Raw genomic sequence first — 14,856 nt, 5'->3', positions numbered from 1 at the left:
ATGGGCCCGAGGCATGCCTCGGGCGGGTTGGGCAGGACGCCCAACCCTGGTCTTGCCGTGTGCGCAGGACAGCGCACACGAGCAAGCCGCGACCAAGCCTACATGGACGTATTTACGGCGTCCCCCTCAACCGGACCCACCCCGCCAACCCACGGAAAGCCCGCTTCTGAAGTTGACGTTGACGTTGCTCTGGCTTCGGCACGTGCAGGGCGCAGCCCTGCCGAACCCCTACACCGCGCGGTAAGCCCGTTCTGCCGCGCAGAACACATTTCCCGGTGCGAACAACTCCCCCAGGTGATGCAGCGCCTGCCGACGCTGCTGCGGCGGCCGGTAACCGCCCGCCACGCCCATCAGCATCTGCTGGAACGCCACCAGATCCTTCAGGATGCGCACATGCCGATACCACGCGATCCACTGCGCATCGCCCAGGTCATCGCCATACCCCTCGGCAAAACCCTGCGGGCGTTCGCGCCCCCAACGACCGCCCACCGCTGCCCCGACGAACATCAGGTCGCGTTCGCGCGGTGCCAGTGACAGGCCATCCCAGTCGATCAGGTGCAGCGCCCCGTCGTGACCCATCAACACGTTCCCCGCGTGCAGATCGGTATGGCAGGGATGCAGCAGCGGCTCACGCTCCGCCAGCGCCTGCTGAAGCGCCAGCGCACGCCGGTGCAGCGCGGTGAGGCGCACGCGCTGTCGCGCCCACACCGCGTGGAAGGCACGCCCCCAGCGATCCTGCGCGGCGGGCAACGTCGCCGGTTCCTGCAGCCATTGCCCTACCGTATCCAGTGCCTCGCAGGACAACGATTGCCGCGGCAGTCCTTCGGCCAGCGCCTCGGGCAGTTGAGCCGTGTGCAGGCGGCGGAGTATTTCACCCAGACGCTGCCACTGCACCGCACTCAACGGCGCTTCGAATCCGGATTGCCCTTCGATATACGGGAACAGGGTGAACTGCAGGCCCCAGCGCTGCACCGACGCACCACCGGTCACGGCCGGCCACGGCGCCACGATCTCCTCGATGCCCAGCGTGCCGCGCAGCCAGTGCAGACCGTCCCACACCTGCGGCGCTACCTGGTAACTGCGGCACTTCAGCCACCATTGGCTGCCGCGCGCATCGATGCGGAACACGCTCGCGTTGGCGTCGGCACCCACCACGCGCGGGACCACCGCGGTGGCAGTGATGCCGTAGGACTGCTGCAGTACTTCATTGATCTGCTGCGCCGACGCAAAGGACATGGGGTGGTCTTGCCGTGGAATCCGAACTCAGTGTCGCAGATGGCCAAGTCGGTTCGATGGCGATCCCGTCACAACATTGCATCAGTGGACAGCGATGCGCTGCCATGTCGAAGTCGCTGGTGCGTGGGCTCAGCGTGCGTAGAACTCCAGGAACATCGCCACCGCCGAATCGGCGACCTTGCGCCGTTCGACCGGGCCCAGCGGCGGCTGGCCCATGGTGACCTGCGGCCAGAACGCGAAGCCCTTCACCAGGCCCTGCAGCTGGTGGTCGGCGAATTCCGGATCGACCTCGCGCAGGCGACCATCGGCGATGGCGGCGCGGATCCATGCGCTCACGCCGCCTTCCTTCTCGCTCATGCGGCAGACAATCGCCTGCGCACGCTCGGGCGAATGGATGATCTCGGCCATCGCCACGCGGGCCAGATCGATGAAGTTGGCATCGCCCAGCAGGTCCAGCTTCTGCCCGATCAGCTGCAGCAGCTGCACGTCCAGCGGCTGGTCGGCGCGGTACGGCAGCACGACGGCAGCCATGCTGCTTTCCCACAGCTCTTCGAGGATGTGGCCGAACAGCGCTTCCTTGCTGGGGAAATGGTTGTAGACCGTGCGCTTGGACACCCCGGCCGCCGCCGCGATGCGGTCCATGCTGGTCGCCTCGTAGCCGGCACTGCGGAACTCCTCCACCGCCGCGCGCACGATGGCTTCGCGTTTGCGGTCGGTCAGGCGATGCTGGGCACGGGACATGGCAGGAACCAGGAAACTGAACAGTTGCGCACATTTTACACCGGCCGGTGTACTTTCCTGAAACCGGAAACTACACTGTTCAGTGTACCCAGCGGACGTCCCCGATGAAGCGCCTGCTCCTCATCCTCCTGATCGGAACCCTTGCCGTGACCGCCTATACCTTCTGCAAATCGTGGTCCCTGCCCCGCTTCCCGGACTCGCCTCAATTCCGCGACGGCAAGTTCCGCAATGTTCTACCAAAGCCCGCCACGGGCCTGCGTGATGGTCTGGAGATCTGGTGGGCCTTCATGGTCAACAAGCCCAAGGGCACCGTGCCCACCCAGCCGATTCCGGTGCAGGCGCTGGATCGCGCCGCACTGGACGCCGCACCGGATCGCACCCTGTTCCGGCTTGGCCACTCCACGATCCTGCTGAAGCTGCGCGGCCAGTACTGGCTGACTGATCCGGTGTTCTCCGAGCGTGCCTCCCCGGTGCAGTGGATGGGCCCGGCACGCTTCCACGCACCGCCGATCAGCATTGAAGACCTGCCGCCGATCGCCGGCGTGATCCTCTCGCACAACCATTACGACCATCTGGACCATGCCGCGGTGATGCAGCTGGCCGGCAAAACCGCGCGCTTCATCGCGCCGCTGGGCGTGGGCGACCAGTTGATCGCCTGGGGTGTGGATGCCGCCAAGGTCGAGCAGCTGGACTGGTGGCAGTCGACCGAGGCCAATGGCCTGCGCCTGACCGCCACGCCGGGCCAGCATTTCTCCGGCCGCGGCCTGGGTGACAGCGATCGCAGCCTGTGGGCCTCGTGGGTGATCCAGGACGGCGACTTCCGCATCTTCTTCAGCGGCGATACCGGCTACTTCGACGGCTTCAAGGCCATCGGCGAGAAGTACGGCCCGTTCGACCTGACCATGATCGAGACCGGCGCCTACGACAAGCGCTGGGCCTTCGTGCACATGCAGCCCGAACAGACCCTGCAGGCGCACCTGGACCTGCGCGGCAAATGGCTGCTGCCGATCCACAACGGCACCTTCGACCTGGCTCTGCACGCCTGGCAGCAGCCATTCGAGCGGATCACCGCACTGGCGGCGGCGAAGAACGTGCCCGTGGCCACGCCGATCATGGGCCAGGCGCTGGACATGCAGGCGCCTGTGGCGGGTACGCGCTGGTGGGAACCCTCACGCTGAACCCAGGTAGCGGCCAACCTTGGTTGGCGCTCTCCGTCGACCAAGGTCGACGGCTACCAGAGCCCCCGGGCGTTCACCCTTCCTGGTGGATGCCGAGACCCGCAGCCCCTTCGGCCAGACCCGGCCGCAGCTCCAGCGAGGGAATCAGGTAGTCCCCTGCATTCTGCCGGCGGTACGGAATCACCGCGTCACTGGCCAGGCCATCCAATCGCCTGCCCAGCCCTTCCAGCACGTCCGCCACGTTCTGCTCGCCCACCTTGCTGCTGCGGTAGATCACGTGGGGCGGCAGCACATCGAAACCGGGATAGAACAGGATCCCGTGCTGGATCGGGAACAGCAGATCATCGATTGGACCGTTGATCCCGCGCGCGGCGTAGTGCGACTCCCAGCCACCGGTAGTCACCACCAGCATCGCGCGCTTGCCGGCCATCGCGCCCTCGCCATAGCGGTCGCCCCAGTGATGGTCCGAATGCTCACCCACCCCATAAGCGAAGCCATAGGCATAGACCCGGTCGACCCAGCCCTTGAGGATGGCCGGCATCGAGAACCACCACAGCGGGAACTGCAGGATGACCGTATCGGCCCAGCGCAACTTGTCCTGTTCGGCGGCGATGTCGTCACTCTGCCGGCCAGTGGCATAGGCGTCGCGCGAATCCAGCGAAGCATGAAAGGGGCGCTGCGGATCGCGTCCCGGATGATCATCGCGATCGATCGGCGCCTTCCAGTGCATTGCATACAGGTCTGATACCTGCACGGTATGGCCCGCCGCCTGCAGGCGCTGCACGGCGAAGTTCTTCAGCGTGCCATTGAGCGAGGTGGGTTCGGGATGGGCGTAGACAAGCAGAACGTTCATGGGTCACCACAGTGGGGAATGCCGATGACGATAGGCAGCATCGCGCTATAGTTGAAATGAATTCCCGCAATTGCACCCATTGCCATGGACAATGTCCTGCGTCGCATCGACCTCAACCTGCTGGTGACCCTGCAGGCGCTGCTGGAAGAACAGAACGTGACCCGCGCGGCCGGACGCCTGCATCTGGCCCAGCCCACCGTCAGCATCCAGCTGGCGCGGCTGCGCGACCTGTTTGATGACCCGCTGCTGCTGCCGGGTTCACGCGGCATGCGCTGCACGGCCCGCGCCGAGGCGCTGCGCGAGCCACTGGCCGACGCACTGGATGCGATCCGGCGCACCGTCGCGCCCGTACAGGCGTTCGATCCGGCCAGCGCGCAGCAGACCTGGCGGATCATGGCGTCGGACTTCGGTGAATCCACCGTGGTGCTGCCTGCACTCCCAGGCATCCGCGATGCCGCACCGGGCACACGCTTGGCGGTGGTCAGCCTGGCGCCGGCGCAGATGGTGGCGCAGGGCGAGCGTGGTGAAATCGACCTTGCCATCCACATCGCGTCGGAAGCGCCGCCGTCACTGCACCAGCGTCCGCTGTTCCAGGAACGCTATGTTCTTGCTGGACGGCGCGACCATCCGAAATTGAAGCGGCGACCGACGCTGAAGCAGTTCTGCGCGTTGCAGCACGCCATCGTGTCCCCCGACGGCGGCGGCTTCCATGGCAACACGGACAGCGCGCTGGCACATGTCGGTGCACGGCGCGAGGTCGTGCTGTCGGTGCCGCACTTCCTGTTCCTGCGCAGTGCCCTGCTACGCACCGACCTGGTTGCGATGATGCCTTCACGCTTGGTGGAGGCTGACCCTGCGTTGAAGGCGGTGGAGGCACCGATCGACGTGCCGGGATTCGAGATGATGCTGTTCTGGCACGAGCGCGTGCATCGCGACCCCGCGCATCGATGGCTGCGGGAGCGTTTGGCAGCCCTGTAGAGGCCAGCCTTGGTTGGCGCTGCCCGTCAACCAGGATCGACCGCTACAAAGATGCCACGTGATCGATGCCAAGGGCAGCGAAGAATGGATCACCGCGCATCTCCTCGATGCGTTTCACCCAGCCGCAGCCTCATGGCATCAGGCCCGCGCGTGCTTGTTGCGCGCATGGATGCGCCAGCACTGCGCGGCGAAGCCGATCACGAACACCACCGCGCAGCCCAGCAACACCTGCAGCACCACCGGCGCCAGCGGCGCGGCGGCAATGGGGTGGCCCACCGGCAAGCGGGTCAACGTCTCGTTGGTGCCCGGCACCAGCGACAGCAGGAAGCTGAAGGACAGCGCGAAGGTCGTCAGGTAAGGCGCCAAGCGGCCGAGAAAGCGCAACCGCCCCGCCAGCAAGCCGCCGAAGGCGACCAGCAGCACGATCACCCCGAACGCATGGCCGGGGTTCAATCCGCCCGTGCTCGACACAGTGAACGAACTCGCCACCGACAGCACCAGACCCAGCAGATAGAGCTTGCCCGAGCGCGTGGCCGGGTCGATCGCGCGATTGCGGATGAAGCCGTACAGGCCGGCCAGGACCGGGATCAGGCTGACGGCGGTGTGGATCGCGCCGAAGGTGGACAGGGGGTGTGCCATGGGAAATCTCCGATGATTACTGAACCTACTAGTAGGTAGGCATTAAAGGGTAAAAAGAAGGCCTGCGCTGCCGCAGGCCCATCACACAAATCTCAGTCCGCCGCGCTGACCCGCGCGATGGCCAGGCGCGCCAGCGCCTCGAACGTGTCCGCATCACCCAGACCGCGCGCGGCGAGCATCGCGCCGTGCACCGATGACATGAACCCCTTGGCTTCGTCCGCGGCCGAACCCTGCAGCCGCAGCTGGCCTGTCGCAGCACCCTTCTCCAGGGTCAGCGCCAGCCAGCCGCTCAGATCCTCGAAATGGCCGCGCACTTCATCGGCAATCTCAGCCGGAATCATCGGCGCCTCCGCCGCCAGCATCGCGCAGATGCAGAACGAGGACGTGCCGCCGGCAATGCAGCTGGACCAGTAGTCCACGTAGGCGTTGAGCTCCTGCAGCGGGTCGCCCAGCTGCCGCTCGAGCAGTGCGAGGCCCTCGCGCGCCTCGGCCCGGTACAGCACCACCACCGTGCGCACCAGATCCGTCTTGCTGGGGAAATGGTGATGGATGCTGGCCTTGCTGATGTTCACCCGTGCCGAGACGTCGGCGTAGCTGAAGCCGTTGTAGCCGCCGGCTTCCAGCAGCGAACGGGCGTGGGCGAGGATCTCGTGGGCTTTGGGGGAGAGCGGTTCTTTCATTGAGTCAACCTACTAGTTGGTAGGCTGACTGTCAAATCCGCCAGGCATGGCCTGGCGCTACCATCGTGAGGATGGCGCTCGCGCTTCTTTCACTGACACGCCACCCACGCGCCCGCAGGATCGAAGCCCCCATCCCGGGCTTTCAACAGAGGTGTTCTGCAATGGACAAGAATCGTACCGAAGGTGCCAAGAACCAGGTCAAGGGCACGGTGAAGGAAGTGGCCGGCAAGGTCACCGGCAACAAGACGCAGGAACTTGAAGGCAAAGCACAGAAGGGCGTTGGAAAGGTGCAGAGCGCTGCCGGCAAGGCCAAGGATGACGCGCGCCACTGAGTCACTGAAATACCGCCGCGCCCCACATGCGGCATCCGGGTGCCCTCAATCGAGGGCATCTGCAGCTCCGCTACATGCATCGAGAACTCCCCCGCTGTGACTCCACCGACCACGCAACGCATCCTGCTTGTAGAGGATGACACGGCCATCCGCGAACTTACCGAGGATGTCCTTTCCGAGAGTGGCTACAACCTCACTGCGGTTGGCGATGCCGAAGCGGCGGTTGCTGCACTATGCAGCGCCGGGTCATTCGATCTTTTGATCTCGGATATCCGGCTGCCAGGCATGAACGGTTGCGAGCTCGCGCGCCACGCGATGACCCGCGACCCCGCCCTGCGCGTCCTGCTGATGACCGGCTATGCCGGCCAGCTTGCGGGCGACCCGGAGAGCCTGCCCCGCCACATTCCCGTGCTGCGCAAGCCCTTTACGCTGCGGGAGCTTCTGGAGTCGGTGCACGCCACGATCTGAATTCCCCTGCCAGCAACCGGTCAACGCGCCGCTCGAGCTCCACGGCGGAGAAGGGTTTGGTCAGAATCTCCATGCCAGCCTCAAGGTGCTCACCGCCCACCGCCGCAAATGCCGCGTAGCCGGTGATGAACAGGACGGGCATCGCCGGTCGCGACTGCCGACCCGCGTCGGCAACCTGGCGTCCATTCAATGCTCCCGTCAGGCCCACATCCGTCACCAGCAGGTCGAACGAATGGTCAGTTGCCAAGAGCGAAAGCGCCTCGCTGCCATTCGCCGCTTCGGTCACGTGATGCCCCTGCGTACTCAGGACATCGCGCACCAGCGCCCGGATCGACGCTTCATCCTCAACCAGCAGCACTGAGCGGCCCGAGAGCATTGGCATGGTTGAGGCATCGGCCACGGGCTCGGCGCAGGTTGCCGGCGCGGAGCTGAATTGCGGCAGATACAGGCTGATCGTGGTGCCCTGCCCCGGCGTGGATTCGACGTCCACCTGCCCGCCCGACTGCCGGGTAAACCCGTAGATCATCGAAAGGCCGAGCCCGGTGCCCTGGCCGATCGGCTTGGTGGTGAAGAACGGTTCGAAGACCTTCTCCAGCACGCTGGCATCCATACCGGTCCCGGTATCACACACGGAAAGGCGCACGTACGTCGCTGCGGGCAATCCAAGCTGCTCACCGCGTGCGCTTGTCACCGCCTCGATGTCCGAGGCGATGACCAGCGTTCCGCCCTCGGGCATGGCGTCGCGGGCGTTGATGCAGAGATTGAGCAAGGCATTCTCCAGCTGCGGCGCATCCACCAGTACGTCATCACCGCCATCCTGCAGTCGCGTTTCAATGTCGATCGAAGGCCCGATGGAACGACTGAGAATGTCCAGCATGCCGCTTACCAGCGTGGAAACGCGCACGGATGATGGCGCCAGGGTCTGCCGCCGCGAAAACGCGAGCAGACGTTGGGTCAGTGCCGCAGCCCGGTCGGCGCCACCTCGGGCCATCTCGAGGTAACGCTGCAGATCCTCCACGCGCCCCTGCCCCACCCGCAGTTCCAGCAGCTCCAGACCCATCGAAACAGCGGTCAGCATGTTGTTGAAATCGTGCGCGATGCCGCCGGTCAACTGGCCCAGCGACTCCATCTTCTGGCCTTGCCGCAGACGCTCCTCCATGGCCATCAGTTCGGCCGTTCGTGCCTGCACCCGCTCTTCCAGGGTCAGGGTCAGCTGTTGCAGCCGCTGCTGTGCAATACGGCGGTCAGTGATGTCAGCCGCCGCTCCGAACCACTCCCGTACCTGCCCGTCTTCATCCAGCAGTGGCACCGCACGCATCTGCAACCAGCGAACCTCGCCGTCGGGCATCAGGCTGCGGTGTTCCACCTCCAGCGCCGAACCGGTCTCGCGTGCCTGTTCGATGGCGGCATCTACGGCGCCGCGGTCGGCAGGATGGATCAACTGATCGCGCCATGACCCGCCGCCCTCGTGAAGGTCCGCGGCGCCCCCCTGTCGATAGATCAGGTTTACCCGCTGCCAATCGGCAGAAATGGCGTACAGCGACTGCGTCGCTGCAGCAACCAGCGCCCCCAGTCGTCGCTCGCTCTGTACCAGCGCTTCGGAGGCGTATCTCTCAGCCGTGCGGTCGCGGAACACCAGCACATAGCCAACGGCCTCACCTTCCTGGCCACGCAGGACCGTCATCGAGCCATGCGCCCAGAACCGTCCCCCATCGCGGCGGCGCAGCCAGCGCTCACCGCTCAGACCTCCACTCACCAGCGCCTGCTGCATGGTGTAGCGAAAGCGGCCGGCCAGACGGTCGTCGTCGAGGTAAAGCACCTCTCCATGTCGGCCCAGCACTTCAGACTCATGCCAACCGAGCATCTCCTCCGCGCCGCGGTTCCACAGCGTCACCATACCGTCCATGTCGAAGGCGATGATCGCGTAGTCACGGGCACTGTCCATGATCTGCCGGTGCCGCGCCTCGGTCAGCGAAAGGTGCCGCTCAAGCGCCACCTGCGGCGTCAGGTCCAGGCCCTGCACGAAGATGCCGTTGACCTGCCCCGCCTCGTCCTTGCACGGCTGGAACACCACGTCGACGATATGGCGCGGATCGCTGCCGACCCGCGCGATGCCGCTGTCGTAGGCCACCTTGCGCCCAATGTACGGCTCACCTGTGCGGTAGACCTTATCCAGCAGATGCAGATAGCCCTGGTCCAGCACCTCCGGCAGCGCCTCGACAATGGGGCGGCCGATCACCTCGCGGTGCCCGATCAGGCTCGTATAGCCAGGATTGACCAGCTCGATACGGTGCTCCGGCCCCGTCAGGAACGCCATGAACAGCGGAGATTTCTCGAACAGCGCGATCAGCCGCTCGTTCTCGCGCGCCAGCCGATCCTGTGCTACCACCATGCCGGTCACTTCCTTGGTTACGCAGAAGGCGCCCGCAACCGTTTCCTCGTCCTCATACAAAGGGGAGAACGAGAACGTCCACCAGGTGTCTTCCGGCGTCCCATAGCGGTTCATCGCCACCGGCACATTCTCGAAGCGCGACCCCTGCCCGGCAAAGGCCTGCTCGATCGGCTCGCGTACCGCAGGCCACGCATCCGCCCACAGGCTGCGCAGCGGTGCGCCCATCGCATGGTCCAGGCGCGGTCCCAGGATCGGTGCATAGGCATCGTTGAACAGGAAAACCAGCTCGTCGCCCCATACCAGGTACATGCTTTCCGGAGAATTGAGCATCAGTTCCACCGCACAGCGCAGCGCTGCGGGCCACTGCGCCGCAGGCCCAAGCGAGGTGGAGGACCAGTCGTGATGACGGACGCGATCCGCCGCAGCACCTGCAGCGCGGGGAAAAACAGGGACAAGGGGTTGCACTTCAGTTCCTGGTCAATAGCGGGAGTCGCAGCACCCCAGGGGCATCCCGCCCGCTGCAGAAAGTGAGACTGTCGACACCAATCTACGGCATATGGCCCGATGTCGTCGTCAAGACAGATTGCGGGCCAAGCTCGCCCACATAAGGCGTGAGCAAACCCTCACGCATGGCCGCTAGCGCCTCCGTATAGTGACGCGCGTCACACACGGAGTGGCCAGCCCTGGCATGGAGCTGCTTGTCTCGCTGCTGCGCCCGCACTTCCCTGCCTTGGGTGGTGCAGCAGCGTGAGCTAGATTGAGCGCGGCGTCAGGCGGCCTCGCGCCGCCCCAGCGAACCCATCGTGAAGATATAGCCCGCCTCCAGCAGGAAGCCACGCATCCGCTGCTCGGCCGTCCGCGGGCAGGTGATCAGCTCCGGGCCATACAGGGCATAGACCCAGTGGTCTTCGCCCAGCTGCTCGCGGCGCACACCCGAACGCTGCGATTGGCAAGCCCAGGTCCACGCCTCGCGCAACCGTTGCGGGCCGATCGATTGCCCATTGCGCAGCCGGAAACTCAGCCAGCGCACCATACCGCCATTCGATTCTTCCATGCCTCCCCCCTTTGTGAGCAGCCACCGTAACGGCTTACCCCGTCATGCCGGAGTGATCACGCTCACGCGTGGGGCCGCTCCCAGAAATCCACCAGTGCACCCAGTCCCGGTACCGCACGGCGATCGTCGCGCACGGCAGGAAACTGCCGCTTCCATTTGCCTGCGGCGATGGCATGCAGGGCCGAAACGTCCACGCTGCGGCAGACCATCGACCAGTTGCAGAAATAGCGCTCGTTCACCGCTTCATCAAACAGCACCCCCACACGCTCATGTCGGGTATCCCGCTCGATGCGGCCGAAAACCTCGTCGATAGCCACGCGCGGCCCTTCCAGATACTGGAAGAACCGATGCCCATCGAACAGCAGCACGCCGGTCACCGACAGCGCCTGGTTGCGGGCCATGGCGGTGATGAGCAGTTCGTCTATCGAATCGGCAGCCAGAGGGCACGACGCGGTGCTCTGGTAGGCCAGCGCGCGCAAAGGCAGGGCGGACATGTGTACTTCCGGAAGTGAGGGTGACGCGGCGCAGCGCGTCACGGCGAAGGAGCAGACGTGTGCGACACGTTAGCCAGCCGCCCGTGCGGGTCGTGTGACTATCAGCCGACATCTGCGTCCGGTCAGTCCTCAATGCGACGACACATACACCGCATCCACCGCTGCTGGCGGCAATGCGAAGCTGCGCCGCATCCGCGCCACCTCGGCCGCCGGCGGCAGCGCGAACAGGCGCTTGAACTCACGATTGAACTGCGACGCGCTGGCGTAGCCCACTCCCAGCGCCGCCGCCTCGGCCGTCATGCCCTGGCGCAGCATCAGCAACCGCGCCTGGTGCAGCCGGGTCGACTTCACGTATTGCATCGGCGAGGTACCGGTAATGGCACGGAAGTGATCGTGGAAGGTCGGCACGCTCATCTCCGCCTCCGCCGCCAGCGCGTCCACATCCAGCGCCGTCGCGTAGGCCGCATGGATATGCCGCAGCACCTTGCCGATGCGGCCGAAGCGCCCGCGCATCGCCAGTGCTGCGCGCATCGCGCCGCCCTGTGCACCGGTCAACACGCGGAAATACAGCTCGCGCACCAGCGCCGGGCCAAGCACCGCCGCCTCCAGCGGATCGCCCAGCGCCTCCAGCAGACGCAGCACGGTGGCCTGCATCGCCGCCTCCATCGGGCTGGCCATCATGCTCTGCGCCGGTGCAGGCACAGCATCAGCGTGCGCCTCCAGCTCCAGCATCAGGTCCGCGGCCAGCTGCAGGTCCAGCTGCAGGTAGATCGCCAGCAGCGGCGCGTCGGCGCTCGCCTCGGTTTCCATGGTAAACGGCACCGGCACCGACACCGCCAGGTAGTGCTGCGCGTCGTACTGGTAGACCTTCGCGCCCATGTAGCCGCGCTTCACGCCTTGGCAGACGATCACGATGCCTGGGTCATACAGCACCGGCGTCCGTGCCAGCGGCCGGTCCGAGCGCAGCAGGCGCACGCCCGGCAGGGCCGTCAGCGTGTAGCCCTCCTGCGTGGCCAGCGCATGCAGCAGGCCAACCATGCGCGCCTGCATCGACGGTTCAACAGCGGGCACGGGACCCTCATAGGAATAGGCAAGAATGCCCGGATCCTGGGCCTTGGCCGTCTTCCAGGCAAGCACTAACGTGCAAGTCCCGCAACCGAGACCCGGAACCATGGCGACCTCCCGACTCTTCCTCATCACCGGCGTCAGCAGCGGCTTCGGCCGTGCCCTGGCCCAGCAGGCCCTGCAGGCCGGCCATCGCGTGGTCGGCACCGTGCGCAGCGAAACGGCCCGCCACGACTTCGAAGCCCTCGCACCCGGCAAGGCCTTCGCGCGCCTCTTGGACGTCACCGGTGCCGACGCCATCGATGCCCTCGTCCGCCATATCGAAACCGACATCGGCGCCATCGACGTACTGGTCAACAACGCTGGCTACGGCCACGAAGGCGTCCTCGAGGAATCCTCGCTCGCTGATCTGCGCCAGCAGTTCGAGGTGAACGTGTTCGGCCCGGCCGCCCTCATCAAGGCCGTACTCCCGCACATGCGCGCGCGCCGCCGCGGGCACATCCTCAACATCACCTCGATGGGCGGCTTCATCACGATGCCGGGCATCGCCTGGTACTGCGGCAGCAAGTTCGCGCTGGAAGGCATCAGCGAAGTACTGGCCAAGGAAGTGGCCGGCTTCGGCATCCACGTCACTGCCGTCGCGCCCGGTTCGTTCCGCACCGATTGGGCCGGGCGCTCGATGGTGCGTTCGCCACGTGCGATCGAGGATTACGACGCCCTCTTCGACCCCATCCGCAGCGCGCGCGAGGCCAAGAGCGGGCAGCAGCTGGGCGATCCCATGAAGGCTGCGCAGGCCATGCTGCAGCTGATCGACAGCCCCACCCCGCCCACCCACCTGCTGCTGGGCAGTGACGCGGTGCAGCTGGTGCGCGGCAAGCTGCAGGATCTGGCCGCCGGTATCGAGGCGTGGGAAACACTGAGCCGTTCCACCGACGGCTGAGCTGGCCTGGGCGCGGCGCTCGCCGGGCATGGCCCGGCGCTACCGGGGCATGAACCTGTTGGTCGGTGCCAAGTATGGGTGGGTGCCGACCGTTGGTCGGCACGCTGCCGGGTTCGTGAACCGCGTGAAGGCCACGCGCACGGTTCGCCCTCCCCCCGGTTGTAGCCTGAGCGCCTACCAGCCGCCAGGGAGGCGCAGGGGTGGATGCATCGATCCGGCAGGTGAACCTGCAACGGCTGATCCTCGCGCTTGCCGCGCTCTCTGCTTTGGTGATGCTGGGCAATGCGGTCTGGGCCAGCTACCAGGTGCAGCGCCAGCAGCTGCTTGAAAAGAGCCTGGAAGCCAACCGGGTCTATGCGCACTCGTTGGCGCAGTCCACCCAGCATTTCGTGCTGAATGCCCAGCAGCAACTGGCGGTCGGCGCCGAACGCCTCAGCCGCAACGTCGCCCAGCCCGCCGCGCACGACGAAGAAGTGGAACGGGTCAAGCAACAGACCGATGCCTTCAACAGCGTCATCACGGTCAATGCGCAGGGCGTGGTCGTGGGTGCATCACCGGCCCTGCCCGAACTGCAGGGCAAGGCCCTCACCAGTGCGGCCAACCGGCAGGCGCTGCAGCAGCGGGTGCCGATGGTCAGCGATCCGTTCATCGCCCACACCGGCAACCTGGTCGTCACCCTCTCCCATCCCGTGTTCAACGCCGACGGCAACTACGCCGGCTACATCACCGCCTCCATCCACCTGCGTGACCCCAACGTGCTGCATACCCTGCTCGGCACGCATCCCTACGACGATGGCTCGTACCTGTACGTGGTCAGCCGCGATGGCACCGTGCTCTACCACCCCGAACCCGACCGGGTCGGCCAGCCCGCCACCCGCAACGCCGCCATCGACGCCTTGGCGCAAGGCCGTGCGGGGGCCGTGCACTCGCGCAACCGCCACGGCATGCACATGCTGGCCGGTTTCGCCCACGTGCCCGCCGCCGGCTGGGGCATCGTCGCCCAGCGCCCGGCCGATGCCGCCGTGGCACCGATGGGCACCCTGCTGGCCACGGTCCTGCGCAATGCAGCGCCACTGGGCCTGCTCACCCTGCTGCTGATCTGGCTGTGCTCACGACGCATCGCCTCGCCGTTGCAGGAACTGGCCCAGCACGCACAGGACCGCGATATCGGCGCCGCCATCAGCCAGGTCAAGGCGGTCAATTCCTGGTACTACGAGGCCGCCCAGCTCAAGCAGGCGGTGCTGGTCAGCTTCCGCAACCTCAACGAGCGCATCGGGCTGCTGGACAAGGCAGCCCTCACCGATCCCCTGACCCAGCTGCTCAACCGGCGCGGGCTGGAACGCGCGCTCAGCGCGCTCAATGCCTCGGGCGTGCCGTTCGGCGTCATCACCCTGGACGTGGACCACTTCAAGGACGTCAACGACCACCACGGCCACGACACAGGCGACCAGGTACTGGCCGACATCGCCCAGTGCATGCGTGCCAACGCACGCCCGCAGGACGTGCTGTGCCGCCTGGGCGGTGAGGAATTCCTCGCCCTGCTGCCGGAGGTCGGCGCAGACACCGCGTTGCAGGTGGCCGAGCGCCTGCGCAGCGTGATCGAAGCGCATGACTTCCCCACGGTCGGGCACGTCACCATTTCAGCTGGCGTCAGCCATTACCCCGAAACCCAGGCCGATGCAGACCTGGTCATCCGCCAGGCGGACAAGGCGCTGTACCGCGCCAAGCATGCAGGCCGCAACCGCACCGTGCTCTACCGCCGTCGCAGCCATCGGCGCGAGAACCCTCCTTGACGTGATGCTTGCC

At 66.0% G+C, this 14,856-nt stretch carries 15 protein-coding genes; 6 read left to right on the top strand and 9 right to left on the bottom strand.

Going from position 1 to position 14,856, the window contains the following annotated elements; all coding sequences use genetic code 11:
• Positions 1-228 precede the first annotated feature (228 nt).
• Both DCO49_RS06260 and DCO49_RS06255 read right to left on the bottom strand, forming a co-directional pair.
• Positions 229-1,236, bottom strand: coding sequence for an aminoglycoside phosphotransferase family protein (locus tag DCO49_RS06260; RefSeq protein WP_116863272.1), 1,008 nt, complete (start codon positions 1,234-1,236; stop codon positions 229-231).
• 129 nt (positions 1,237-1,365) lie between these two features.
• Positions 1,366-1,977: a TetR/AcrR family transcriptional regulator gene (locus DCO49_RS06255; RefSeq protein WP_116863271.1), complete on the bottom strand. Its 612-nt coding sequence runs from the start codon at positions 1,975-1,977 to the stop codon at positions 1,366-1,368.
• Positions 1,978-2,081: 104 nt separating this feature from the next.
• On the opposite strand from DCO49_RS06255, the gene DCO49_RS06250 reads away from it, so the two are divergent.
• Entirely contained in the window at positions 2,082-3,155 is a 1,074-nt protein-coding gene (locus tag DCO49_RS06250; protein ID WP_116863270.1) for an MBL fold metallo-hydrolase, read from the top strand.
• Positions 3,156-3,228: 73 nt separating this feature from the next.
• Here DCO49_RS06250 and DCO49_RS06245 read toward each other — a convergent pair whose 3' ends face one another.
• Positions 3,229-4,008: an NAD(P)H-dependent oxidoreductase gene (locus tag DCO49_RS06245; RefSeq protein WP_116863269.1), complete on the bottom strand. Its 780-nt coding sequence runs from the start codon at positions 4,006-4,008 to the stop codon at positions 3,229-3,231.
• An 84-nt stretch (positions 4,009-4,092) separates the two neighbouring features.
• On the opposite strand from DCO49_RS06245, the gene DCO49_RS06240 reads away from it, so the two are divergent.
• Positions 4,093-4,986, top strand: coding sequence for a LysR substrate-binding domain-containing protein (locus DCO49_RS06240; protein ID WP_116863268.1), 894 nt, complete (start codon positions 4,093-4,095; stop codon positions 4,984-4,986).
• 138 nt (positions 4,987-5,124) lie between these two features.
• On the opposite strand, the gene DCO49_RS06235 is transcribed toward DCO49_RS06240, so the two are convergent.
• Complete coding sequence (locus DCO49_RS06235; RefSeq protein ID WP_116863267.1) at positions 5,125-5,625, bottom strand: hypothetical protein; 501 nt, start codon at positions 5,623-5,625, stop codon at positions 5,125-5,127.
• A 92-nt stretch (positions 5,626-5,717) separates the two neighbouring features.
• On the bottom strand, positions 5,718-6,305 hold the full coding sequence (locus DCO49_RS06230; protein WP_116863266.1) for a TetR/AcrR family transcriptional regulator: 588 nt from the start codon (positions 6,303-6,305) through the stop codon (positions 5,718-5,720).
• Between the two features lie 161 nt (positions 6,306-6,466).
• On the opposite strand from DCO49_RS06230, the gene DCO49_RS06225 reads away from it, so the two are divergent.
• Positions 6,467-6,637 carry a CsbD family protein gene (locus DCO49_RS06225; RefSeq protein ID WP_116863265.1) on the top strand — a complete coding sequence of 57 codons (171 nt, stop codon included), beginning with the start codon at positions 6,467-6,469 and terminating at the stop codon, positions 6,635-6,637.
• Between the two features lie 123 nt (positions 6,638-6,760).
• Positions 6,761-7,105, top strand: coding sequence for a response regulator (locus tag DCO49_RS06220; protein ID WP_116863279.1), 345 nt, complete (start codon positions 6,761-6,763; stop codon positions 7,103-7,105).
• Here DCO49_RS06220 and DCO49_RS06215 read toward each other — a convergent pair.
• From DCO49_RS06215 to DCO49_RS06200, 4 genes are all read right to left on the bottom strand, one after another.
• The gene (locus DCO49_RS06215; protein ID WP_116863264.1) at positions 7,062-9,806 is read right to left on the bottom strand and encodes a PAS domain-containing protein; all 2,745 of its coding nucleotides are present in this window, start codon (positions 9,804-9,806) and stop codon (positions 7,062-7,064) included. The two genes, DCO49_RS06220 and DCO49_RS06215, sit on opposite strands and share 44 nt — an antisense overlap.
• Positions 9,807-10,266: 460 nt before the next feature.
• On the bottom strand, positions 10,267-10,551 hold the full coding sequence (locus DCO49_RS06210; protein ID WP_165835690.1) for a hypothetical protein: 285 nt from the start codon (positions 10,549-10,551) through the stop codon (positions 10,267-10,269).
• Positions 10,552-10,613: 62 nt separating this feature from the next.
• A complete protein-coding gene (locus DCO49_RS06205; protein ID WP_116863262.1) occupies positions 10,614-11,045 on the bottom strand; it encodes a BLUF domain-containing protein in 432 nt (143 codons plus the stop codon).
• A gap of 129 nt (positions 11,046-11,174) precedes the next feature.
• On the bottom strand, positions 11,175-12,116 hold the full coding sequence (locus DCO49_RS06200; RefSeq protein WP_243402677.1) for an AraC family transcriptional regulator: 942 nt from the start codon (positions 12,114-12,116) through the stop codon (positions 11,175-11,177).
• A 100-nt stretch (positions 12,117-12,216) separates the two neighbouring features.
• On the opposite strand from DCO49_RS06200, the gene DCO49_RS06195 reads away from it, so the two are divergent.
• Both DCO49_RS06195 and DCO49_RS06190 read left to right on the top strand, forming a co-directional pair.
• A complete protein-coding gene (locus tag DCO49_RS06195; protein ID WP_116863260.1) occupies positions 12,217-13,050 on the top strand; it encodes an oxidoreductase in 834 nt (277 codons plus the stop codon).
• 200 nt (positions 13,051-13,250) lie between these two features.
• Positions 13,251-14,843 carry a sensor domain-containing diguanylate cyclase gene (locus DCO49_RS06190; RefSeq protein WP_243402676.1) on the top strand — a complete coding sequence of 531 codons (1,593 nt, stop codon included), beginning with the start codon at positions 13,251-13,253 and terminating at the stop codon, positions 14,841-14,843.
• Positions 14,844-14,856 lie beyond the last annotated feature (13 nt).

It is taken from the genome of Stenotrophomonas sp. SPM, assembly GCF_003105135.1.
GTDB lineage: Bacteria > Pseudomonadota > Gammaproteobacteria > Xanthomonadales > Xanthomonadaceae > Stenotrophomonas.
This window is presented reverse-complemented; position numbering and strand designations above follow the sequence as displayed.

Coding starts and splice junctions, on each gene's coding strand:
- DCO49_RS06260 (WP_116863272.1), bottom strand. CDS start 1,236: ATGTCCTTTGCGTCGGCGCAGCAGATCAATGAAGTACTGCAGCAGTCC.
- DCO49_RS06255 (WP_116863271.1), bottom strand. CDS start 1,977: ATGTCCCGTGCCCAGCATCGCCTGACCGACCGCAAACGCGAAGCCATC.
- DCO49_RS06250 (WP_116863270.1), top strand. CDS start 2,082: ATGAAGCGCCTGCTCCTCATCCTCCTGATCGGAACCCTTGCCGTGACC.
- DCO49_RS06245 (WP_116863269.1), bottom strand. CDS start 4,008: ATGAACGTTCTGCTTGTCTACGCCCATCCCGAACCCACCTCGCTCAAT.
- DCO49_RS06240 (WP_116863268.1), top strand. CDS start 4,093: ATGGACAATGTCCTGCGTCGCATCGACCTCAACCTGCTGGTGACCCTG.
- DCO49_RS06235 (WP_116863267.1), bottom strand. CDS start 5,625: ATGGCACACCCCCTGTCCACCTTCGGCGCGATCCACACCGCCGTCAGC.
- DCO49_RS06230 (WP_116863266.1), bottom strand. CDS start 6,305: ATGAAAGAACCGCTCTCCCCCAAAGCCCACGAGATCCTCGCCCACGCC.
- DCO49_RS06225 (WP_116863265.1), top strand. CDS start 6,467: ATGGACAAGAATCGTACCGAAGGTGCCAAGAACCAGGTCAAGGGCACG.
- DCO49_RS06215 (WP_116863264.1), bottom strand. CDS start 9,806: ATGTACCTGGTATGGGGCGACGAGCTGGTTTTCCTGTTCAACGATGCC.
- DCO49_RS06210 (WP_165835690.1), bottom strand. CDS start 10,551: ATGGAAGAATCGAATGGCGGTATGGTGCGCTGGCTGAGTTTCCGGCTG.
- DCO49_RS06205 (WP_116863262.1), bottom strand. CDS start 11,045: ATGTCCGCCCTGCCTTTGCGCGCGCTGGCCTACCAGAGCACCGCGTCG.
- DCO49_RS06195 (WP_116863260.1), top strand. CDS start 12,217: ATGGCGACCTCCCGACTCTTCCTCATCACCGGCGTCAGCAGCGGCTTC.